Below are 21,220 nucleotides of genomic sequence, written 5' to 3'. Positions count from 1 at the left end.
GGTGACCTTCCGTAGCGCCGCCAGCCCAGTTCCCACCATCGTGCTCAACGACGGGAACGTGATCCCGCAGCTCGGCTACGGCGTGTGGCAAGTACCGGAGGACGAGGTCACCGGAGTGGTCGCCGAGGCGCTGCGCGTCGGCTACCGCAGTATCGACACGGCCGCGGTCTACGGAAACGAGGAAGGCGTAGGCCGCGCCATCCGTGAGTCGGGGATTCCCCGCGACGAGATCTACGTGACCACCAAGCTATGGAACGCCGACCAGGGCTACGACAGCACGCTGCGCGCCTTCGACGCCAGCCTGGAGCGTCTCGGCCTGGACTATCTGGATCTGTATCTGATCCACTGGCCGGTGCCGTCGGCGGGCCGCTACGTCGACACCTTCCGCGCGTTCCAGGCGCTCAAGGCGCAGGGCCGGATCGGCTCGATCGGCGTCTCCAACTTCCGCGTCATCGACCTGGAGACCCTGATCGCCGACGCGGGCGAGGTCCCCGCCGTGAACCAGATCGAGCTGCATCCCACCCTGGCCCAGCGTGACCTGCGCCAATACGACGCCAACCACGCCATCGCCACCGAGGCGTGGAGCCCGCTCGGCCAGGGCACCCTGCTGGACAACCCGGCCATCGTCACCATCGCCAAGGAACTGGACCGCACGCCCGCGCAGGTGATCATCCGGTGGCACCTGCAGCTGGGCAACATCGTCATCCCCAAGTCGGTCACGCCCTCGCGCATCGCCGAGAACTTCGACGTGTTCACCTTCGAGCTCGACGCGCAGGCCATGGAGGCGATCAACCGCCTCGACAACGGCAACCGGGTCGGCCCCGACCCGGCCACCCTCAGCGCCGGTCTGGACTGATCCCCAGGTAGCCGGTCAGTTCGGCGGCCGCCGCCCGGCCCGCCCGATTGGCGCCGATCGTGCTCGCCGATGGCCCGTACCCGATCAGATGGATGCGCGGATCGACCGCCACCTGCGTCGCGAGTCGCCCGGTCATGGTGATGCCGCCGCCGGGTCCGCGCAGCCGCAGTGGCGCCAGATGATCCAGTGAGCTGCGGAAACCGGTGGCCCAGAGGATCACGTCGGCGGGTTGGAAACTGCCGTCCGCCCAGCGCACGCCAGCGGGCTCGATGCGTTCGAACATGGGCTGCCTGCGCAGCACACCCCGGTCGCGGGCGGCGCGCAGGCGCTCGTCGAGCCGCAGGCCGGTCACCGAGACGACCGAACCCGGCGGCAATCCGCGCCGCACCCGGTCCTCGACCATGGCGACCGCGGCGCGCCCGTCCTCTTGCGCGAAGGGCTCGGACCGGAACACCGGCTCGGATCGGGTGACCCATGTGGTGGACGTCACCTGGGAGATCTCGTCGAGCAACTGCACCGCCGAGATGCCCCCGCCGACGATGACGACGTGTTTGCCCGCGAACTCCGCGGCCGTGCGGTAGTCGCGGGTGTGCAGCTGGCGGCCGGCGAAGGTGTCCGCGCCCGGATAACGCGGCATGAACGGGTGCTCCCAGGTACCGGTGCCGTTGATCAGCCCCCGCGTCCGCAGGGTGCCCGCGCCCTCGGTCTCCACGTGCAGCACCTCGCCCCGCCCCGCGCAGCTCTGGCCGTCGGCGGTTCGATCGCACACCACGTTCACCGAGACCTGCCGCTGAACCCGCAGGTCGAAGCGCTTTTCATAGAGTTCGTAGTAGTGCGGCACCGCGGTGGCCGCCGGGGCGGATTCCGAGCCGGGCGCCAGCGTCTCGGCGAACGACATCCCGGGCAGATCGTGCACCCGGTTCACCGTGGTCAGCGTCAGCGAGGGCCAGCGGAACTGCCAGGCCCCGCCCGGTCCCGGCGCGTGGTCGACGATGAGGAAATCGCGTTCGGGCGCCAACCCGAGCCTGCGCAGGTGATAACCGGCGGAGAGCCCGGCCTGACCCGCGCCGATCACCACGATGTCGAAGTCGGTCGCCACAGCCGCCGATGCTATCGCCTTACCGGGCGCCGACGGCTGGCTGTGGCAGAGTTAAGACATCCACGTTGTCCGGTACTTCTGGGGAGGATGCATGCTCGGCGTGACCCGCGACGGTGACGTGATCACCATCGAATTGCAGCGCGAGGAACGGCGTAACGCGCTCAACGCTGATCTGGTCGACCAGTTGCGCACCGCCGCGCTCGACGCGGTGGCCCAGGGTGCGCGCGCCATCGTGCTGACCGGGCGCGGCCCGATCTTCAGCGCGGGCGCCGACCTGTCCGGCGTGTACTCCGAGGACTTCCTCACCGGCCTGCTCGACATGCTGCACACGATCGAATCCGTTCCGGTGCCGGTGATCTCGGCGATCAACGGCGGCGCGCTCGGCGCGGGTGTGCAGCTGGCGCTGGCCTCGGACCTGCGGGTGATCGAACCCGACGCCTACATCGCGGTTCCGGCCGCCAAGCTGGGCATCTCGGTCGACCGCTGGACGGTGCGCAGGCTGGTCTCGCTGATCGGCGGCGGCCCGGCGCGCACCATCCTGCTCGGCGCGGAGCCGGTCTCGGCCGCCGACGCCTACGCCTACGGCTTCGCCAACAAGCTCGGCACGGTCGCCGATGCCCAGGACTGGGCCAAGTCGATCGCCGCGCTGGCGCCACTGTCGCTGCAGGCGATGAAGCTGGTGCTCAACGACGACGGCACCCGTGATCCGGCCAGCGCCCAGCAGCGCGCCGCGCTCGAGGCCGCCTGGGCCAGCGATGACGCCAAAGAAGGTCGGAAGGCGCGGCAGGAGAAGCGCCCGGCGAAATTCCTCGGCCGGTGACCCGCCTCACGCGTTTGGCCGGGTCGGTGGCGAGCACCGTCGGTCTCGCCTGGGTCGCCCGCGCGGTCTGGGGGCTGCCCACCGCGCTCGGCGCCGGACCGTCCGCGATCGAACCGACCGCGCTGGGTAAGTCCTCTTACCGGGACGGCCGCTTCCACAACACCGAGCCCGCCAGCATGCTCGCCGCGGGCGCGGCGCCGTCGCTGCTGTGGTCGGGACTCACCAAGGGCCGGGTCGGGCGCCCCGCGCGCCCGGTTCCGCTGGTCACCCCCGAGCTGCCCGAGCAGGCCGCGCCGCTGGCGGTGACCTGGTACGGGCACGCGAGCGCGCTCATCGAACTCGACGGCTACCGCGTGCTGGCCGACCCGGTGTGGAGCGAACGGGTCTCCCCGTCGCCACTGATCGGCCCGGCCCGGCTGCACCCGGTCCCCGGCGCGCTCGCGGAATTGCCGACCGTCGACGCGGTGATCATCTCCCACGACCACTACGACCACCTCGACAAAGCCACCGTGGACGAGCTCGTCCGCGCCCAGCACGCGCCGTTCGTGGTGCCGACGGGCATCGGCGCGCATCTGCGCCAGTGGGGCGTGCCCGAGTACCGGATCATCGAGCTGGACTGGGGCGGTTCGGTCTCGCTCGGCCACGATCCCAGCGATCGCGGCCTCACCATCACCTGCGCCGAGGCCAGGCACTTCTCCGGCCGCGGCCTGGTCCGCAACACCACGCTGTGGGCGTCGTGGGCGCTGGCCGGTCCGACCAAGCGGGTCTATTTCGGCGGCGACACCGGCTACACCAAGGCCTTCGCCCAGGCCGGTGCGGTGCTCGGACCGTTCGATCTCACACTGCTGCCGATCGGCGCCTACGACGAGCGCTGGACCGACGTGCACATGAACCCCGAGGAGGCGGTGCGCGCGCACGCCGACCTGTGCCTCGGCGACGCGAGCCACGGACTGCTCGTGCCGATCCACTGGGCGACGTTCAATCTGGCCTTCCACGAATGGTCCGAGCCGGTCCGCAGGCTGGTGTCGGCCGCCGCCGAGGCGGGTACTCCCATCGTGGTGCCCAAGCCGGGCGAACGGGTGGTTCCGAATGACCTCCCGCCACGGGTTTCGTGGTGGGAAGATGTGGAGTGAACCTTTCGGCTTCGTGCAGCGACGGGCAATCGCGCCAGACTGGGAAAGGAACATCGGCAGATGAGTCTCGTGGACACCTTGAAGGGCCTGCTCGGTAAGGGCAAGGACACGGTCGAGCAGAACGCGGACAAGATCAACGACGCGGTCGACAAGGCCGGGTCCTTCATCGATGAGAAGACCGGCGGCAAGTACAGCGACAAGATCGAGAAGGGCAAGGAGGCGGCCAAGAAGGTCGTCCCGCCGCAGCCCGGCACCGATCCCGGCCCCGCGACCGGCGGCACCACCCCGACCGACCCCGGTCCCGCACCGACCGATCCGGGACCGAAGGCCTGATTCGGTGCGCGGGGACCGAGCTGATCGGTCCCCGCCACTGAACCGCGTCGATGGTCCGCCGGGAGTTCCGGGGCGCACCGGGTGAACCGGACATCGAGGTTGAGCTCAGCAACCTCGACAAGGTGCTGTATCCGGCCACCGGAACGACCAAAGGTGAGGTGATCGCCTACTATTCGGCGATCACCGAGGCGATGCTGCCCCATCTCGCGGGGCGCCCGGTCACCAGGAAGCGGTGGCCGAACGGGGTCGACGATCCCGACTTCTTCGAGAAGAACCTCCCCGAGCACGCGCCCGCGTGGATCCACCGCGTCGCGATCGAGCATTCCAGCCGCCGGGTGGTGTACCCGGTGCTCGACTCCGAAGCGGGCCTGGCCTGGCTCGGACAGCAGGCGGCGCTGGAAGCCCATGTGCCGCAATGGCGTTTCGACGGCACCGAGCGTGGGCCGGCGACCAGGATCGTGTTCGATCTCGACCCTGGGCCGGGCGCCGGGCTGGCCGAATGCGCGCGGGTCGCGCTGGCCGTGCGCGACATGGTCGCCGAGATCGGGATGCGCGCGTTCCCGGTGACCAGCGGCAGCAAGGGAATTCACCTCTACGTGCCGCTGGACCGGCCGGTGAGTTCGCGCGGCGCCTCCACCGTCGCCAAGCAGGTGGCCACCAATCTCGAACAGCTGCACCCGGATCTGGTGACGGCGACGATGGCGAAATCGGCGCGCACCGGGAAGGTGTTCCTGGACTGGAGCCAGAACAACGCCGCCAAGACCACCATCGCCCCCTACTCGCTGCGTGGTCGCACCGAACCCAATGCGGCGGCACCGCGCGAGTGGTCCGAGATCGAGGACGCGAAGTCCCTGCGCCAGTTACGTTTCGACGAGGTGCTCGCCCGCTGGAAGGCCGACGGTGACCTGCTCGCCGACCTGGACCCGCCCTTGCCGCGCCATCCCGATTCGCTGACCAAGTACCGCAGCATGCGCGATCCGCGGCGTACTCCCGAACCGGTGCCCGCCGACGCTCCCGAGCCGGGGCCCGGTGACCGGTTCGTCGTGCAGGAGCATCACGCGCGCCGCCTGCACTGGGACGTGCGCCTGGAACACGAGGGGGTGCTGGCCTCGTGGGCGGTGCCGAAGGGCCCGCCGACCGAGCCGAAACACAATCGGCTCGCCGTGCGCACCGAGGACCACCCGCTCGAATACCTGCACTTCCACGGCACCATTCCGAAGGGGGAGTACGGCGCGGGGGAGATGACGATCTGGGATTCGGGCACCTACGTCACCGAGAAATGGCGTGCGGACGAGGTGATCGTCGAGCTCGACGGGCAGCGGCTGCAGGGGCGCTACGCCTTCATTCAGACCAAGGGTGACCAGTGGCTCATGCACTACATGCGCGACCAGAATCGGCGAGAAATCGTGTCGGACAACGGTTCCGCCGGGTTGCCGCGCAGGCTGTCGCCCATGCTGGCCACCGCGGGCGAGGTCGATTCGCTGGCGGCGGGGGAGTGGGCCTTCGAGACCAAGTGGGACGGATTCCGGGTCATCGTCGAGATCGACGACGGTGCGGTCGTCGTTCGCAGCCGAGCGGGCAATACGGTCACCGCGCGATACCCGCGACTGGCCGCCCTCGGTACCGAATTGGCCGGGCACAGGGTGGTTCTCGACGGTGAGGCCGTGGTGCTCGACGACAAGGGGATTTCGGATCTGGCTGCCCTGCAAGCGGATTCGGCGCGCGCGATCTTCGTCGCCTTCGATGTGCTCCATCTCGACGGCACCTCGTTGCTGCGCAAGAAGTACACCGACCGGCGCGCGGTGCTCGAAGCGCTCGGCAGGCTCGCGCCCTCGATGAATGTCGCTGGGCTGCTGGCTGGTTCGGGTGCCGAGGCGATGGAACTCAGCCGTGAGCAGGGGCAGGAGGGGGTCGTCGCCAAGCGGGTCGACTCGGTGTATCAGCCGGGCAAGCGCAGTCAGACCTGGCTCAAACAGCGCAACTGGCGCTCGCGGGAAGTGGTGGTCGGCGGCTGGCGGCGCAGCGCCGCACGGCCGTTCAAGTCGCTGCTGCTGGGGATTCCGCACGAGAACGGGCTCGTCTATGTGGGGCGGGTCGGAACCGGTTTCGGGGCGGAACAGCAGCGTCGGATAGCGGCGCACCTGCATCGCCTGCAGCGCAAGACATCCCCGTTCGCCAACGAGATGACCACCGAGGAGTGCCAGGACGCCGAATGGGCGACGCCGTCGCTCACCGGCACCGTGCGCTTCCAGGCCTGGACCGACACCGGACGGCTGTGGCATCCCGTCTGGGATGGGCTGACCAGTACGCCGGACTGACGCTCGCCACGAAAGCTGTGCCGTTGCTAGGGTGATCGCGTTGTACCCGGTTCGAATCAGCGAGGAGTGCACGGTGGATTTCAAGAACCTGGCGGGCAAGGCGATGGACCTGGCCGCCAAGAACGCCGACAAGGTCGACGGCGTCATCGACAAGGCCGGTGACGTGGTCGACGCCAAGACCGGCAACAAGTTCGCCGGTCAGGTCGACGCCGCGCAGGCCGCCGCCAAGAACGCTCTGCGCGAGAAGTCCTGAATTCCACGGCGGGCCGACCGCCATCGGCCCGCCGTGTACTCGCCGGATAGCTGCTAGTTGGCCTGCTGGGCCCACTGGGTGGTGCCCGGCGGGGCGTTCCAGGTGTTGATCAGGTCGATGCCGGCGATGATCAGGGTGGGGCCGCCGACGATGAGGGTGCCGATGATGCCGCCGACCGTGGCGCCGGTGATGAAGCCGGGGATGGCGCCGACGCCGGGGATCACGACGCCGCCGACGATCAGGCCGATGACCGCGCCGAGACCCATGCCGACGAAACTGCCGATCGCGGTGGCCAGGCCGAAGGTGGACGCGAAATTCGACTGTGCCGCATAGTTTTCCGCGGGTGAGGCGACCGGCGTCAGGTTCGGTTTGGCGGCCGCGACATCCTTCACCGCGGTCAGCTCGAGCACCGTTCCGTCCGCGCTGATCTTGTGCGGCAGCGGGTATTCGAAGCTGCCGTCGCGGACCGAGAGCGGCAACGACATCAGGGTCGCGCCCGATTTGTCACGGATGTCGACCGCGCCCCCGGTGGCGGTGAAGACACCGTCGGTGAGAGTGGTTACGAGGGTGTTGCCGACGACGTCGGTGCGGTAGCCGACGTCGGGTGTCGCCGGGTCGGCATGTGCCACACCGGTACCGACCAGTGCTGCCGCGAGCACCGGAATCGCCGCTGCGGCGAACTTGCGGATGATCATGTGAACGTTCCCATCTGGCTCATCAGGTGAATGCCCAAACGAATGCGCCGTGATCGTGGCTCCCCCGAGAAGCTATGGCGGCGCGTGAAGCGGTCCAGCTCGAATTGTCGACTCGACCATAGCTCGCTGCAGGGTTGCCGATCAGTGAATTCGAGTTTTAAACCTGGAATTTTTCCTTGATAATTGTGGCGCCGAGCCGTGCCGCGCTACAGCGCCGCGCTCAACCCGATCGCGCCCGCGCACACCGCGACGACGATCACGAGCGCGACCGCATCGCGCCTGGTCGGAGCGCTGGGATGCGCGGTCAGCATGCCGGTGCCGCCCCGCGCGGTGATCGCCTCACCCAGCTCGCCCGCGCGCCGGGTGGACACCGCCATGCACGCGGTGAGGATGTCGATGAGCGGATTGTCGGTGGCCCGGTGCAGCCAGTTCTCCTTGGGGCGCAGTTTGCGGGCCGCGCGCAGCACCCGGATCTCGTCGAGCAGCAGCGGGAGCCCGCGCAGGGTCAGCGCGACGACCACCGCCCACTCGTCCACCGGCAACCGCAGCTTGCGCAGCGGCGCGCCCAGCTTGGCCAGCGCGGGCGCCACCTCGCCCATCGGCGTGGTGAACGCGATCAGGAGCGAGGCGCCGACCAGCACCATGCCGAACACGAACACCTGCGCGTACGCCAGCACCGCCCGTCCGCCGACGGGCAGGTTGATCAGCCCGCCGAGGACGACGATGCCCCAGAACCACCACGGCAGCCGGGGCAGCGCGCCGATCGGCAACCGGGCGAGAACGAAGATCACCGCGAGGAACACGATGATCACCCCGAGCACCGGCCACGACGGCAGGAACATCAGCAGCAGGCTGAGCAGGAAGGCCGCGATCATCTTCGTCCCCGCCCACAGGCGGTGCACGACGCTGTCGACCTGGACCTCACGCAGGAGCACAGTGCTCATCGGACGACTCCGTTCCCCGGCTCGTTGCGCGGTGAATTGTCCAGGCGCCACACGGCTTCCGGCCGCGCGGGCAGCATCGCGGTGGCATCGGTCTCGACCGGCCTTCGCGCACCGGCGGTTTCGACGACGACGCCGGCATCCAGGTGCACGGTCCGGTCGCAGACCGCGGCCACATCGGTGACATCGTGTGAGATGACGATCAGGGTGAGCCCGGAATCGCGCAGGCGGGCAAGCAGTTCCACGATCTCGGCCCGGCCCTGCGGGTCGAGTCCGGCCAGCGGCTCGTCCAGCACGACCACCTGCGGATGACTGGCCACCATCGCCGCCAGCACCACCCGCTTGGCCTGCCCGCCGCTGAGCTCCTCGACCGAGCGGGCGGCGAGGCGTCGATCCAGCCCCACCGCGTCCAGCGCCCGGCCGACCGCGCCGGAGCCGGTGGCCCGGCCGCCCCAGTCGCCGATCTCGGTGCCGACGGTCTGCTTCTGCAACTGCAGGCGGGAATGCTGGAAGGCCAGCGCGACGCGCCCGATCTGCTTGTCGACCGGGCGGCCGCGCAGTTCGCAGCGGCCCGAGCTCGGCGCGATCAGCCCGGCGATGATCCAGGCCAGCGTCGACTTGCCCGAGCCGTTGCCGCCGACGATCAGCAGCGCCTCGCCCTGGCGCACCGTCAGGTCCACGCCGTGCAGCGCGGGCGCCTCCCACGGGGTGCCGCGGTTGTAGGTGTGGCGCACGTCGGCCAGTTCGAGGATGGTCGAACCCATCGGGCTGCGGCGCTGATCGCGGGCGGGTGTCGGCCAGCTGGCCAGGTGGTCGACCATGCGGCCGTTGGCCAGGTGGATCACCCGGTCGGCGGCGGTGGCATCGGCCTCGTGGTGGGTCACCAGGACGACCGCGGTGCCGTGGCGGCGCGGCAGTTCGGCCAGCAGCGCGACGAGGTCGCGGCGGCCGTCGGGGTCGATCATCGAGGTGGCCTCGTCGGCGATGAGCAGGGCCGGGCGACGCGCCAGGGCGGCGGCGACGGCGAGGCGCTGTTGCTGTCCGCCGGAGAGGGTGGCGGTCTCGCGTTCACCCATGCCGTCCAGGCCGACCTCGGCGAGCAGGCCGTCGACGTCGACCTCGGCGGCCAGTTCCGACGGCAGGCCCCACACCACGTCGTCGGCGACCGAGACGCCGAGGGTCTGACTCTCGGGTCGCTGCAGCACCAGCGCGGTGCCGCCGAGCTTGCCCAGGCCCGCCGAGCCGGGGCGATCCACCGTGCCGAAGGTCGGCGGTCGACCGGCCAACACCCTGGTCAGCGTGGATTTTCCGGAGCCGTTGTGGCCGACGACGGCGACGAACTCACCCGATCGGATGGTCAGATCGATATCGGCCAGCGCCATGGCGTCGGCACCAGGGTAGTAGTAACTGACGCCCTGCAGACGCACGGGCAGCGGGGCGATCGGGCGGTCGTCGTCGGGCGCGTCGAGGCGGTCGCTGCCGGGCAGCCAGGCCAGCCGGTCCAGGACCGAACCGAGGACGAACCAGGCCACGACAGCGCTCACCAGCACCCCGAGCGCCACCGATCCGCCCACGTACAGCCACCACCACTGCAGCACCACATCGGTGGCTTCCGAGGCCATCCGCCCGAGCGGTTCCAGCTGGGACTGGCGGGCGGCCAGGTTCTCGATGCCCTCCGCGGTATTGCGGATCGCGGTGAAGAACAGCTCCCTGGTGCGGCTGAACACCAGCAGCATGCCGACCGAGAACAGAGCCCACGCCGCACCGGCCACGAGCGCCGCCGCGACAACGGTGGCCAGGCCACCGCCGCGCCGCTTCACGGTGCCGATGATGCCCGCGACGGTGGCGGCACCGAAGACGCCCAGCGCGGGCATCATGCCCGCGGCGACGAAGGTGACCAGCCCGGCCGCGATCGTCGCCGTGAGCAGGGCGCGCAGGCGATACCGGTGGGCCAGCAAACCCAGCGGAACCGCGGCCACCAGCTGCAGGGCGGCGGCCATGGGGACCAGCGAGCCGACGGTGATCAGGCCGACGGTGAGGCCGCCCATCACGGCGCCGGTGGCCAGTTCGATCGGGCGCAGGGGTCCGCGGGGAAGCTCCACGGGCTTGTCTCTCACGTGTCCAGTCTGCCAGGGGGGTATGTGCGGAGCGTGAGAGCGGGCGTGGGGGTTGTGTGTGGAAGTTGCGGCGGGTTCGCGCGCACTCAGGCCGGGGGCTCCGACAGCCAGCCGCCCATGGCCACTGTGCGGAAGTGGGTGGTGAGGGTGTAGTCGTCGTCGATGACGTGGAGGGCTATCGCCGGGTCGGGGGCGTAGTCCATGACGCGGTGGGGTGGGGTGACCTCCCATTCGCCGCCGAGGACGGAGGCGGTGCTGGGGGCGGTGATCATGGGTTTGCCCGCGAAGGTGGTGGCGATGGGGGAGTGGGCGTGGCCGGTGAGGACGCCGATGATGCGGGAGTCGCCGGCCACGATGGCGGCGAGGCGGCCGGGGTCGGCGAGGGCGATGACATCGACGACGGGGCTGTACAGGGGCTTGGGCGGGTGGTGCAGGGCCAGCAGGATGGGGCCGTCGGGCGGGGCTTCGGCGAGGGCGCGGCGCAGCCAGGCGTAGGTGTCCTCGTCGAGCAGGCCGCTGGGTTCGCCGGGAATGCTGGAATCGAGCATGAGCACGGTGAGCGGGCCGATGCGATGGGCGCTGTTCACGGGGGCGCTCGAGGCGGGTTCGCCGAGCAGCTCGGTGCGCAGGGCGGCGCGGTCGTCGTGATTGCCGGGGAGCACGTGGACGGGGATGTCGGCCCGCAGCGCCAAGCGCGCTTCGGCGTACTGTTCGGGCTTGCCGGAATCGGTGATGTCACCGGTCACCAGGATGACGTCGGGACGGCGCGGCAGGTCGGCCAGATAGGCCATCACCGCCTCCACGCGTTCGACATTGCGCGCGGTGAGGTCGAAGTGGGTGTCGCTGAGCTGAGCCGCCAGGATCATCGGCAGTCGCTTTCTTCTCTGGGATCGCTCCGTTGCGTCAGAGTGCGCCGGTATCGCTCATCGGCACCTCTCAAGGCTAGATGACCTGGGCTTATCCGTCTTCATGAGGCGTACCACGGACCGAAACCCGTCCGGTGGTCTGTGTCACCTCTCACGCCGGAAATCTCGCCGATCCGGCGCGCTCGGCGAGCTGTTGTAGTACCCGCAGGAAGGTGTCGCGGTCGGCGGCGGGCAGGTCGGCGAACAGGCGTCGTTCCTGCTCCTGGATGTCGCGTCGGGCACTGTCGCGCAGCCGCGCCCCCGCCGCCGTGAGCCGGACCAGGTTGACCCGGCGGTCGGCCGGATCGGGTTCGCGCTCGAGCAGTCCGCGGCGCTGCAGATCGTCGAGAACGGGGATGATCCGCGTCTTGTCCGCCCCGATCGCCTTGGCCAGCGCGGCCTGGGTGTGCACCGGCTGTTCGCCGAGCCCGAGCAGGACGACATAGCCCCACATGGTGAGTCCGTGCCGGTCGAGGACGGGCCGCTCGGCCTCGGCCAGCGCGCGGCCGAGCGGCACGAGCATGGCCGCGAGGTCGGGGCGGGTGGGTTTCGGCATGCCCGAAATCTACTGCGCCGAGATGGTGGCGCTCGTACACCTTGGCAGATGATAAGCAGATGAATATGATCTGCATATGCTTACGATTATGGACAATCGAGTACTGCTGGCGCGGCACGAGCGCGCGGTGCGGCTGAGTGCCGACGCGGTGCACGCGGCCGAAGGTTTGCCGCTGGATCTCGAAACGCCTTGCGCGGGTTGGGATCTGCGTGCCCTGCTCACGCACATGAGCACCCAGAACCGGGGTTTCGCCGCCGCCGCGCGTGGCGAGAACGACCCGGCGGTCTGGGAAACGCGCCGCACCATCGACCCGGTCGGCGACTACCTCCGCTCGGCCGACGAGGTCGTCGCCGCCTTCGCCGCCCCCGACGCGCTCACCCGAACCCTGCCCCTCCCCGAGATCCCACCCGGCCGCTTCCCCGCCCCGCTCGCGGTCTCGTTCCACCTCATCGACAGCGTCGTCCACGCCTGGGACGTCGCCCGCGCCCTCGGCAACACCATCGACCTCGACCCGGACCTGGCCCCCACCGCCCTGTCCATAGCCGAAGCGGTCCCCACGGGCGCAACCCGCCTCACCCCCGACGCCGCCTTCGCCCCCGCCATCGACACCCCCGCCGAATCCGCACCCCTGGACCGCATCCTGCGCCTCCTCGGCCGCTCCCCGAGCTGGACCCCCGCCTGACCGACCCGGCCCCGCGCTCATGCCGAAGCGGTCGCGCCCGACCTGGACCGTTGATCACCACGCTCTGGTGGCGTTCGCTTCTCGGCCGATGCTTACCTGAGAGCGTGGTGATCAACTGTCCAACACCTGGCGTTGCCGTCAGGGGCGCGGGACGGGTTGTGCGAGTGCGGCTCGCCACGGGCGGGACGATGCCCTGGGGAGGGGTGTGGATGGTTCGGGCCTAGAAGCTGCCGAGCTGTTGTGTGGCGGTGTGGAGAAGTTCGACGCACTCGTCCGCGTCGTCGGTGAGTGGTGTCCAGAAGGACGGGTCCGGAGTGGCTTCGAGGTCGAGGACGGGTGGGGTGAGCCAGTCGGCGTCGAGGCGCAGTTTCCAGGAGTGCAGGTGGGTGCGGGGGAGGGTGGCGGTGCGGTCGAAGAGGGGGTCGCCGAGGATCGGGTGGCCGATCCAGGCGAGTTGCACCCGGATCTGGTGGCGGCGGCCGGTGACCGGCTCGAGCGCGAGCAGCGCGTGGTCGTCGCGACGGGCGACGGTGCTGAACCTGGTCAGCGAGGGATAGTTCTTCGCGGGCAGCAGATCGGCGTCATCGACGAACCAGCGCTCACCCTCGCGCCGGATCGCCTCACGCGGCGCCGCGATCCGCACCCGATTCTTCCGCCCCACACTCAACGGCAGATCCAGTTCACCCCGATCGGGCAGATCCGCCCCCGCCACGACCGCCAGATACGCCTTACGCGCGGTCTGCTTGTTGAACTGCCTGGTCAACTGCCCGTGCGCGGCCAGATCGGTCGCCAGCAGCACCAACCCTGAGGTCACCTTGTCGATCCGATGCACCGGATACACCTGCGTCCCCGCCGCCTGCGCCACCTCGACCAGATCCGTATCGTGCCGCTCCCCGGTCACCGAGATCCCGGCAGGCTTGTTCAACGCCACCACCGCGTCATCGACGAACACGGTGTATTCCTCCCGCACCCTCTGCCAGTCCAAGTCCACCCGGACACCCTAGGCAGCATCCGAAACGCCGCAATGCCCGGTGCATGGTTGATCTGTTTCCCTGTCTCGGCAGGTGGCGCGGGGATATCGTGTGCGGGTGTTCTCTTCGCTTGCGGCACAACGAATCCGATCGCGGGTTCTGGTCGGTGCCATGTCCGTTCCGCTGTCGCTGGCCCTGTTCGGGTGCAGCGCCTCGTTCTCGATCGGCGGGCCGGATTACGGGGCGCTCGAGAAGGAGATCGCCACCGAGCTCGACAAGTCCTACGAGTCGATCTCGCGCAAGGTCGACTCGGTCGAGTGCCCACGCCCCGACAAGAAGCCGAAGGCCGGCGAGACGTTCCTGTGCAACGCCACGGTCGACGGCAAGGTCGTGCGCGTCGAGGTGACGGTCGAGGACGATGAGGACAAGGTGCGGTTCGAGAGCATCGACCTGGCCTTCGACCTCGAAGACACCGCGCGCCTGCTCACCACCGACGTGTCCGACAAGGCCGGCTTCCCGGTGACGGTCGACTGCGGGCAGGGCCTCGAAATCGTCGCGATAGGCGACACCTTCACCTGCACGGCCCTCGACGACAGCGGCGGTTCGGCGATCGTCGAGATGACCGCGGGGCCCGGCGGCTCGAGCAACTGGAAGCTGATCGAATAGCGGCGTCAGGCGTGGCGGAGGCGGTGGGGGCGGAGGCGGTTGAAGCCGCGGACGCGGACGCTGCGGAGGTGGCGGATGGCGAATTCGGGGTGGTCTTCCAGGGCTTCGGCGGCGGCGTCGTCGATGAGGATGTTGCCGGGGCGGGCGACGCCGGTGAGGCGGGCGGCGATGTTGACGACCGAGCCGTAGAGGTCGCCGAGGCGTTGCAGGACCTCGCCGTAGGCGAAGGCGACGCGTAGTTCCGGTGTGCCGCCGACCAGCATGGTCGACTCCTGGATGGACAGGGAGATGCGGGCGGCGTCGGCCGCGGTCTCGGCGGCGAACATCACCTCGTCGCCCACGTTCTTGATCACCCAGCCGCCGTTGTCGGTGATGGCCGAGGTGGTGGTCGACTCGAAAGCCTCCAGCAGCGTGGACAATTCGTCGGGATGCAGGTGCCGGGTGAGCCGGGTGAAGCCGACCATGTCGGCGAATCCGACCGCCAGTGTCCGCGTGGACCCGTCCCCGGCCACATCGTTGGACCGCGCGACCGCCGCCGCCAGATGCCGCCGCCACACATACGACTGCAACTGCTCGATGCTCGCCATGGTCGACTCGGTGGCCACCCGGACCCGCTCCGCGAGCGGTATCGCCGGATCGGCCGCGGCGGCCCGCGCCTTGATCTCGGCCAGCACCAGATCGGCCTGCCATTCGGCCAGCCGCGCCATCCCCTGACCGATGGTCCGCGCGGCCGCCGCCTGCTGCCGGATATCAGCGGCGGCAACGACTTTCATGCTGCGGAAGTTGCTGACGGAGGTGATGTCGAGCTGGGTGTAGTCGACTTCCTCGTCGGTGTTGGCCGGAAACCCCAGCGCCGTCCACAGCCGCCGCGACTCGGCCTCCGCCACGCCCGACTGCTCGGCGACCTGCGTCCTCGTATAGCGGCGCGGCCCACCGAGGAGCGCCTCCTCGACGCTGCGCTGCACCAACTCGGTCATTTCGGCGTCCGACATACCGAGACTCTACGACGCGCGCCCCCGGGCCAGGTCGATCTCGCGGGGCATCGGGAACCTTCACAAGGCCGTGACCCCGACCACACCTGCCCGAAGCCGACCCCGCTGACCTGGACGGTTACCCGGACGTGCGCAACTCCGGTCACAAGTGCGTACTTGTCGGCCCACTCGGCCCGCGCCGACACTCGGAACCCCGAGGTCAGGCCGACCTCGCCACTGATCGGAGCGACATGAGCACAGCGAAACCGCCGGTGACCGTCCTCGGCGCCGGGTCGATGAGCAGCGCCCTGGCCCGCGCCTTCCTCGACGCCGCGTACCCGACGCACGTCTGGAACCGCACCATCGACCGCGCCGAGCCCCTCGCCGACGCGGGCGCCACCGTCCACCCCGCCATCGCCGACGCCGTGCGCGCGGGTTCGGTGATCATCTCCTGCCTCACCACCGCCGCCGCCACCCGCGAGAGCCTGCTCCCGGCGGCCGATCAGCTGTCCGGCCGCGCCCTGATCACCCTGCACACCGCGGTGCCCGCCCAGGCAAGGGAATTCGCGCACTGGACCGAGGAGGTCGGCGCCCGCTACCTGGGCGGTGCGATCAAGAATGTCCCCGCGGCAGTGGGCAATCCGGACACCCTGCTCTATTTCGGCGGCGATCGTGAAGTCTTCGACGAGCACACCGAGACCCTGCGTGTCCTCGGCGGCGATCTCGAATTCCTGGGCCCCGAACCGGATCTCGCCGCACTCTACGAATCCGCGGTCGGCGCCACCCTGCTCCCCGCGCTGCTCGGCTTCCTGGAAGGCGCCGCGGTACTGGCCGCCCGCGGCCTGCCCGCGCACACCATGGTCCCGTACTCGGTGAAGTGGCTCCAGATGATCGAATCGCTGCTGCCCACGCTGGCCGAGGAGATCGATACCGAGGACTACACCCGCCTCGGCGCCTCGGTCGGGTTGTTCCACGGCGCCCTCGCCGACGACGACCAGCTCGCCGCCGACACCGGCGTCGACATGTCCTGGCACGCGCCCATGCGCGAACTACTGCGCCGCGCGGTCGCCGAGGGCCGCGGCGAACAGAGCGTCACCGCGCTGTTCGAACTGCTCGCCGCGCCCAGATAGGTCAGTACAGCACGGCGTAGGTGGCCGCGAGCGTGAAGCCGTGCTCGCCGACCTCGCAGGTGACGGTGCCTTGGTAGCCGACACCGCAGGTGGTGTTCTCCCTGGTGATCCGATGCCCCTCGGGCAGCACCAGCGCGTCCGGGTGGGTGAAGGTCGGTTCCTCGGACTGGACGAAATGCGCCGCTTCGAGAATGCCGACGCGCAACTGGTTGGTGCCCTCCGGCGCGTCGATCGGCACCGCGTCACAGCCCGCGGGGCCGTTGTTCCAATAGATGGCGCAGTTCCGTCCGTCCGGGGTGGTGAAGAAGACACTGCCCGCGTATTCGGGTCCGGGGACCAGGTATTCGTTGGGGTCGACCGGGGTGTAGTCGTCGAGTTCGGATTGCGCGGCGGCCGGTCCGGCGGCGAGGATCCCGGCGACCAGTGCGGCGCCGGACATGACGGCGAGAGCGGATCGATACGACATGGACGTCCTTTCTCGATCGGGTACCTAGGTTTGTCTACCCGGGCCCCCACACCGTTAACCGAGGCGCGCGGATCTCACCCACAACGTGTGACGCGCGGTGGCGCGCGCCCGGCCTAGCGTCGCCGTATGGGCTCAGTCATCGGTGATCTGCTCCCCCTGGCGGTGGGTGTGGCCATCTCGCCGATCCCGATCGTTGCCGCCATTCTGATGATCCTGTCCAAGAACGCGGGCGGTGCGGCGAAGGGTTTCGCCGCGGGCTGGGTGGCCGGAATCCTGGCCGTCACCGTGGTGGTGACCCTGCTCTCCGGGGCGCTCGGCTCGGCGGACAAGGAACCGTCGGTCGCGGTGTCCTGGATCAAGATCGTGCTCGGCGTGCTGCTGGTGCTGCTCGCGTTCGAGCAGTGGCAGTCCAGGACGGACACCTCGGTGCCCGGCTGGATGCAGGCGATCGACACCCTCACCGTCGTCAAGGCGGCCGGTCTGGGCGCGCTGCTCTCGGCGGTGAATCCGAAGAACCTGCTGCTGTGTGTTTCGGCGGGCATCGCCATCGGCGCGGGCGGGCTGAGCGCGGGCGGCGACATCGTCGCGATCGCGGTGTTCACCCTGCTCGCCTCGACCACCGTGCTCGCGGTCGTCCTCGGCTACGCGGTGGCAGCCGACCGACTGGGCCCGGCCCTCGACAGCGCCCGGCAGTGGTTGCAGGCCAACAATCACGCCGTGATGGCGATCGTGCTGCTGGTGATGGGCGCGGTCGTGGTCGGCAAGGGCGTCGGCGGGCTCTGAGGGGGACGGTCATGAAGTCGTTGCCGGTGTTCGAATCGCTGCACGGGTACCAGCGCTCCTGGATCCGGCCCGATGTGATCGCGGGCCTGACCGTGTGGGCGGTGCTCGTCCCGGAGGCGCTGGCCTACGCCTCGATCGCCGGGGTACCGCCGGTGGTCGGCCTGTATGCAGCTGTCCCCGCGCTGATCCTGTACGCCCTGGCGGGCAGTTCACGACACCTGGTGGTCGGCCCGATGTCGGCGACCGCCGCGCTCTCGGCCGCGATCATCACCCCGCTGGCCGGCGCCGACGGCGGCCGCTACATCGCGCTCTCGGCCGCGCTGGCCGTCGCGACCGGCATCATGGGCCTGCTGGCCGGGCTGATCCGGCTCGGCTTCATCGCCTCGTTCATCTCCGAACCGGTGCTCAAGGGCTTCATCGTCGGCCTCGCCCTGACGATCATCATCGGCCAGGTCCCCAAGCTGTTCGGCGTGCCCAAACACGAGGGCAACTTCTTCGAGCAGGCGTGGGGAGTGCTGCGCGAGCTAGGCGACACCCACTGGCGCACCCTGCTGATCGGCCTGTTCGGCCTCGCCGTCGTGCTCGGGCTGAAACGCTGGCTCCCGCTCGTCCCCGGCTCGCTGCTGGCGGTCCTGCTCGGGATCGTGGCGGTGGCGCTGTTCGACCTCGACGACAAGGGCGTGGCGATCGTCGGCCACATCGATTCCGGCCTGCCCGCGCTCGGCCTGCCCGACGGGCTCGCGCTGCGCGACTACCTCGACCTGCTCGGTCCCGCGGTCGGTGTCCTGTTCATCGGCTTCGCCGAGGGTCTCGGCGCGGCGAAGACCTACGCCGCCAAGGCCGGATACTCGATCGACGCCAACCGGGAGCTGCTCGGTCTCGGCGCGGCCAACCTCGGGTCGGGCCTGAGTTCGGGAATGGTGGTCAACGGCAGCCTGTCCAAGACCGCCGTCAACGGCGCGGCGGGCGCGAAAACCCAGGTCAGTGGCCTGGTCGTCGCGGCGCTCACCATCCTGACATTGCTGTTCCTGACCGGCCTGTTCGAGAAGCTGCCCGAGGCCACCCTGGCCGCGGTGGTGATCGCCGCCGTCATCGAACTCGTCGACATCGGCGCGCTGCGCCGCCTCTACCAGGTGTGGACGCGCCTGCTGGCCAGCATCTACGGCCATGCCGCGCGCGCCGACTTCCTCGCCGCCATGGCCGCGATGTTCGGTGTGCTGCTGTTCGACACCCTGCCCGGCCTGCTGATCGGGGTCGGCGTCTCGATCCTGCTGCTGGTGTACCGCGGCTCGCAGCCACACATCGCCCAGGTCGCGAAGTCCGACGGCGTCTGGCTGGACATGGCCCGTCATCCCGACCTGCGCTCGCGCCCCGACCTGCTCGTCGTCCGGGTGGAGGCCGGTTTGTTCTTCGTCAACGCCGACTACGTGAAGGAGCGGATCCAGCACCTGTGCACCGAGGACACCCGGCTGGTCGTCCTCGACGCCGAGACCTCGCCCGGCCTCGACGTCACCGCCGCGGCGATGCTGCTCGACCTGCGCAACGCCCTTGCCCACCAGCGCATCGACTTCCGGATCGCGCGCCCGGTCGCCCAGTTCGGCGACACGCTCGGCTCGGCCGAAGGCGCCGACAGCCCGATCGGGGTCTACCCGACCGTCGCCGCGGCCGCCGCCGATCTGCCCGAAACCCCGCCCACCCGATGAGGAGCTGATGTTTCCGATGGCACTCGACTACGACGACCGCACCGACTTCGACAACGCCGACCGTGGATTCATCGAGACGCTGACGCCGATGCGGATCACCAAGGACGACGGCACGGTCGTCTTCGACACCTCCGGCTACGGCTTCCTCGACGGCCCCTGCCCCGACACGGTGAACCCGAGCCTGTTCCGCCAGGCCCAGCTGGTGGTGAAGAACGGGCTCTACGAGGTGGTCGACGGGATCTATCAGATCCGCGGCTTCGACATCTCCAACATGACGATCGTCGAAGGCGACACCGGCATCATCGTCATCGACCCGCTCATCTCGGCCGAGTGCGCCGCGGCGGGACTGAAGCTGTATCGCGAACATCGCGGCGATCGCCCCGTCACCGGCGTGATCTACACCCACTCCCACGGCGACCACTTCGGCGGCGTCGACGGTGTGCTGCCCGAGGGCCGGGGCAGCGTGCCGATCCTCGCGCCGCACGGCTTCATGGCCGAGGCGGTGTCGGAGAACGTCTACGCGGGCGTGGCGATGACCCGGCGCGCCATCTACATGTACGGCACCGGCATGTCGCCGGGCCCGGAGGGACAGTGCGGCACCGGGCTCGGCATCCAGACCTCGACCGGCACCTTCGGCCTGATCCCGCCCACGATCGACATCACCCACACCGGTCAGCAGGAGACCGTCGACGGCGTCTCGATCGTGTTCCAGATGACCCCGGGCACCGAGGCGCCCGCGGAGATGAACTTCTACTTCCCGCGCCACCGCGCCCTGTGCCTGGCCGAGAACGCCACCCACAATCTGCACAACCTGCTGACCCTGCGCGGCGCGCAGGTCCGCGATCCGCGGATCTGGTCGCACTACATCGACGAGGCGATCGAGATGTTCGCCCTCGACGCCGATGTCGCCTTCGCCTCGCACCACTGGCCCACCTGGGGCGTCGACAACATCCGCTCGTTCCTGTCCACGCAGCGCGATCTGTACATGTACCTGCACGATCAGACCCTGCGGATGATGAACGTGGGGATGACCGGGTCCGAGATCGCCGAGGCGATCGAGTTGCCGCCCGGCCTCGACGACGCGTGGAGCGCGCGCGGCTATTACGGCTCGGTGAGTCACAATGTGAAGGCGATCTACCAGCGCTACCTCGGCTGGTACGACGGCAATCCGAGCTCGCTGTGGCAGCGGCCGCCGACGGAACTGGCGACGCGCTACGTCGAGACCATCGGCGGTCTCGACGCGGTGATCGCCAAGGCCGAGGAGTACGCGGCGAAGGAGGACCTGCGTTTCGCCGCGGAGTTGCTCAAGCACGCCGTGTTCGCCGAGCCACAGAGCACCGCGGCGAAAGAGGCACTGGCGCAGATCTATCAGAAGCTCGGCTTCGGCTCCGAGAACGCCACCTGGCGCTGTATCTACCTGACCGGCGCCAACGAACTGCGCGACGGAATCCAGCCCACCGCACTGGATCTGGGCGGCGGGATGGCGGCCGCGCTGACGATCGAGCAGCTGTTCGACACCCTCGCCATCCGCGTGAACGGCCCTCGCGCGGCGAAGGATTCCTTCCTGATCGAGTTCCATTTCACCGACCTGGACACGGTCATGCGCCTGACCCTGTCCAACGGCGTCCTGATCCGCACGGCCGACCCACGCTCGAAGGTCGACAGCGACCTCACCCTCACGCTCACCAAGACCCAGCTCCTCGGAATCCTGGCGGGCAAGGGCCTCGACGGCATCGACCACACCGGCGACCCGGCGGTGCTGCGACGCCTGTTCGCCCTGCTCGACACCCCCGACCCGGACTTCCCGATCGTCACACCGTGA

General features: G+C 69.5%; 21 protein-coding genes. 12 read left to right on the top strand and 9 right to left on the bottom strand.

Annotated elements, in window-relative coordinates; all coding sequences use genetic code 11:
• Window position 1 precedes the first annotated feature (1 nt).
• On the top strand, window positions 2-856 hold the full coding sequence (locus ACFVVM_RS29470) for an aldo/keto reductase (RefSeq protein WP_387624964.1): 855 nt from the start codon (window positions 2-4) through the stop codon (window positions 854-856).
• On the opposite strand, the gene ACFVVM_RS29465 is transcribed toward ACFVVM_RS29470, so the two are convergent.
• Window positions 837-1,955, bottom strand: coding sequence for an NAD(P)-binding domain-containing protein (locus tag ACFVVM_RS29465; RefSeq protein ID WP_387624961.1), 1,119 nt, complete (start codon window positions 1,953-1,955; stop codon window positions 837-839). The genes ACFVVM_RS29470 and ACFVVM_RS29465 overlap by 20 nt on opposite strands.
• A gap of 91 nt (window positions 1,956-2,046) precedes the next feature.
• Between ACFVVM_RS29465 and ACFVVM_RS29460 the strand changes: the two genes are divergently transcribed.
• The 5 genes from ACFVVM_RS29460 to ACFVVM_RS29440 all read left to right on the top strand — a co-directional run bounded on the left by ACFVVM_RS29460 (window position 2,047) and on the right by ACFVVM_RS29440 (window position 6,812).
• Window positions 2,047-2,775, top strand: a complete 729-nt coding sequence (locus tag ACFVVM_RS29460; protein ID WP_387624958.1) for an enoyl-CoA hydratase — start codon at window positions 2,047-2,049, stop codon at window positions 2,773-2,775.
• Window positions 2,772-3,908 (top strand): MBL fold metallo-hydrolase, encoded by a 1,137-nt coding sequence (locus ACFVVM_RS29455; protein WP_387624955.1) that lies wholly within the window; start codon window positions 2,772-2,774, stop codon window positions 3,906-3,908. The genes ACFVVM_RS29460 and ACFVVM_RS29455 overlap by 4 nt, the downstream gene beginning before the upstream one ends.
• A 60-nt stretch (window positions 3,909-3,968) precedes the next feature.
• Complete coding sequence (locus ACFVVM_RS29450) at window positions 3,969-4,241, top strand: antitoxin (RefSeq protein WP_387624952.1); 273 nt, start codon at window positions 3,969-3,971, stop codon at window positions 4,239-4,241.
• 50 nt (window positions 4,242-4,291) lie between these two features.
• Complete coding sequence (locus tag ACFVVM_RS29445) at window positions 4,292-6,559, top strand: ATP-dependent DNA ligase (protein ID WP_387624950.1); 2,268 nt, start codon at window positions 4,292-4,294, stop codon at window positions 6,557-6,559.
• Between the two features lie 73 nt (window positions 6,560-6,632).
• Window positions 6,633-6,812, top strand: coding sequence for an antitoxin (locus ACFVVM_RS29440; protein WP_387624947.1), 180 nt, complete (start codon window positions 6,633-6,635; stop codon window positions 6,810-6,812).
• Between the two features lie 53 nt (window positions 6,813-6,865).
• Here the strand turns inward: ACFVVM_RS29440 and ACFVVM_RS29435 are convergent, their stop codons facing one another.
• From ACFVVM_RS29435 to ACFVVM_RS29415, 5 genes are all read right to left on the bottom strand, one after another.
• Window positions 6,866-7,507, bottom strand: a complete 642-nt coding sequence (locus tag ACFVVM_RS29435) for an ammonium transporter (protein ID WP_387624944.1) — start codon at window positions 7,505-7,507, stop codon at window positions 6,866-6,868.
• A gap of 206 nt (window positions 7,508-7,713) precedes the next feature.
• The gene (locus tag ACFVVM_RS29430) at window positions 7,714-8,451 is read right to left on the bottom strand and encodes a CbiQ family ECF transporter T component (RefSeq protein WP_387624941.1); all 738 of its coding nucleotides are present in this window, start codon (window positions 8,449-8,451) and stop codon (window positions 7,714-7,716) included.
• Complete coding sequence (locus ACFVVM_RS29425) at window positions 8,448-10,565, bottom strand: ABC transporter ATP-binding protein (protein WP_387624938.1); 2,118 nt, start codon at window positions 10,563-10,565, stop codon at window positions 8,448-8,450. The genes ACFVVM_RS29430 and ACFVVM_RS29425 overlap by 4 nt, the downstream gene beginning before the upstream one ends.
• 86 nt (window positions 10,566-10,651) lie before the next feature.
• Window positions 10,652-11,431: a metallophosphoesterase gene (locus ACFVVM_RS29420; protein WP_387624935.1), complete on the bottom strand. Its 780-nt coding sequence runs from the start codon at window positions 11,429-11,431 to the stop codon at window positions 10,652-10,654.
• A 151-nt stretch (window positions 11,432-11,582) separates the two neighbouring features.
• Complete coding sequence (locus tag ACFVVM_RS29415) at window positions 11,583-12,026, bottom strand: MarR family winged helix-turn-helix transcriptional regulator (RefSeq protein WP_387624932.1); 444 nt, start codon at window positions 12,024-12,026, stop codon at window positions 11,583-11,585.
• A gap of 88 nt (window positions 12,027-12,114) precedes the next feature.
• Here ACFVVM_RS29415 and ACFVVM_RS29410 point away from each other — a divergent pair, with 88 nt between their 5' ends.
• Entirely contained in the window at window positions 12,115-12,708 is a 594-nt protein-coding gene (locus tag ACFVVM_RS29410) for a TIGR03086 family metal-binding protein (RefSeq protein ID WP_387624930.1), read from the top strand.
• Window positions 12,709-12,928: 220 nt separating this feature from the next.
• Here the strand turns inward: ACFVVM_RS29410 and ACFVVM_RS29405 are convergent, their stop codons facing one another.
• Window positions 12,929-13,699 (bottom strand): RluA family pseudouridine synthase, encoded by a 771-nt coding sequence (locus tag ACFVVM_RS29405; RefSeq protein ID WP_387624927.1) that lies wholly within the window; start codon window positions 13,697-13,699, stop codon window positions 12,929-12,931.
• Between the two features lie 151 nt (window positions 13,700-13,850).
• Between ACFVVM_RS29405 and ACFVVM_RS29400 the strand changes: the two genes are divergently transcribed.
• Complete coding sequence (locus tag ACFVVM_RS29400) at window positions 13,851-14,345, top strand: DUF4333 domain-containing protein (RefSeq protein ID WP_387624925.1); 495 nt, start codon at window positions 13,851-13,853, stop codon at window positions 14,343-14,345.
• 5 nt (window positions 14,346-14,350) lie between these two features.
• Here ACFVVM_RS29400 and ACFVVM_RS29395 read toward each other — a convergent pair whose 3' ends face one another.
• Window positions 14,351-15,337, bottom strand: coding sequence for an adenylate/guanylate cyclase domain-containing protein (locus tag ACFVVM_RS29395; protein WP_387624922.1), 987 nt, complete (start codon window positions 15,335-15,337; stop codon window positions 14,351-14,353).
• A gap of 230 nt (window positions 15,338-15,567) precedes the next feature.
• Between ACFVVM_RS29395 and ACFVVM_RS29390 the strand changes: the two genes are divergently transcribed.
• Entirely contained in the window at window positions 15,568-16,446 is an 879-nt protein-coding gene (locus tag ACFVVM_RS29390; RefSeq protein WP_387624920.1) for an NAD(P)-dependent oxidoreductase, read from the top strand.
• A gap of 1 nt (window position 16,447) precedes the next feature.
• On the opposite strand, the gene ACFVVM_RS29385 is transcribed toward ACFVVM_RS29390, so the two are convergent.
• Complete coding sequence (locus ACFVVM_RS29385) at window positions 16,448-16,912, bottom strand: hypothetical protein (RefSeq protein WP_387624918.1); 465 nt, start codon at window positions 16,910-16,912, stop codon at window positions 16,448-16,450.
• A gap of 126 nt (window positions 16,913-17,038) precedes the next feature.
• On the opposite strand from ACFVVM_RS29385, the gene ACFVVM_RS29380 reads away from it, so the two are divergent.
• Genes ACFVVM_RS29380 through ACFVVM_RS29370 form a run of 3 tightly spaced genes read left to right on the top strand, consistent with a single transcriptional unit; the run spans window position 17,039 to window position 21,220 of the window.
• Entirely contained in the window at window positions 17,039-17,695 is a 657-nt protein-coding gene (locus tag ACFVVM_RS29380; protein ID WP_387624915.1) for a GAP family protein, read from the top strand.
• An 11-nt stretch (window positions 17,696-17,706) separates the two neighbouring features.
• A complete protein-coding gene (locus ACFVVM_RS29375; RefSeq protein WP_387624913.1) occupies window positions 17,707-19,398 on the top strand; it encodes a SulP family inorganic anion transporter in 1,692 nt (563 codons plus the stop codon).
• A gap of 16 nt (window positions 19,399-19,414) precedes the next feature.
• Window positions 19,415-21,220 (top strand): alkyl/aryl-sulfatase, encoded by a 1,806-nt coding sequence (locus tag ACFVVM_RS29370; protein WP_387624910.1) that lies wholly within the window; start codon window positions 19,415-19,417, stop codon window positions 21,218-21,220.

This window comes from Nocardia sp. NPDC058176 (assembly GCF_042883805.1).
Classification (GTDB): Bacteria; Actinomycetota; Actinomycetes; order Mycobacteriales; family Mycobacteriaceae; genus Nocardia.
The sequence above is the reverse complement of the archived record's forward strand: the minus strand, read 5'-3'. Positions and strand labels throughout refer to the sequence as shown.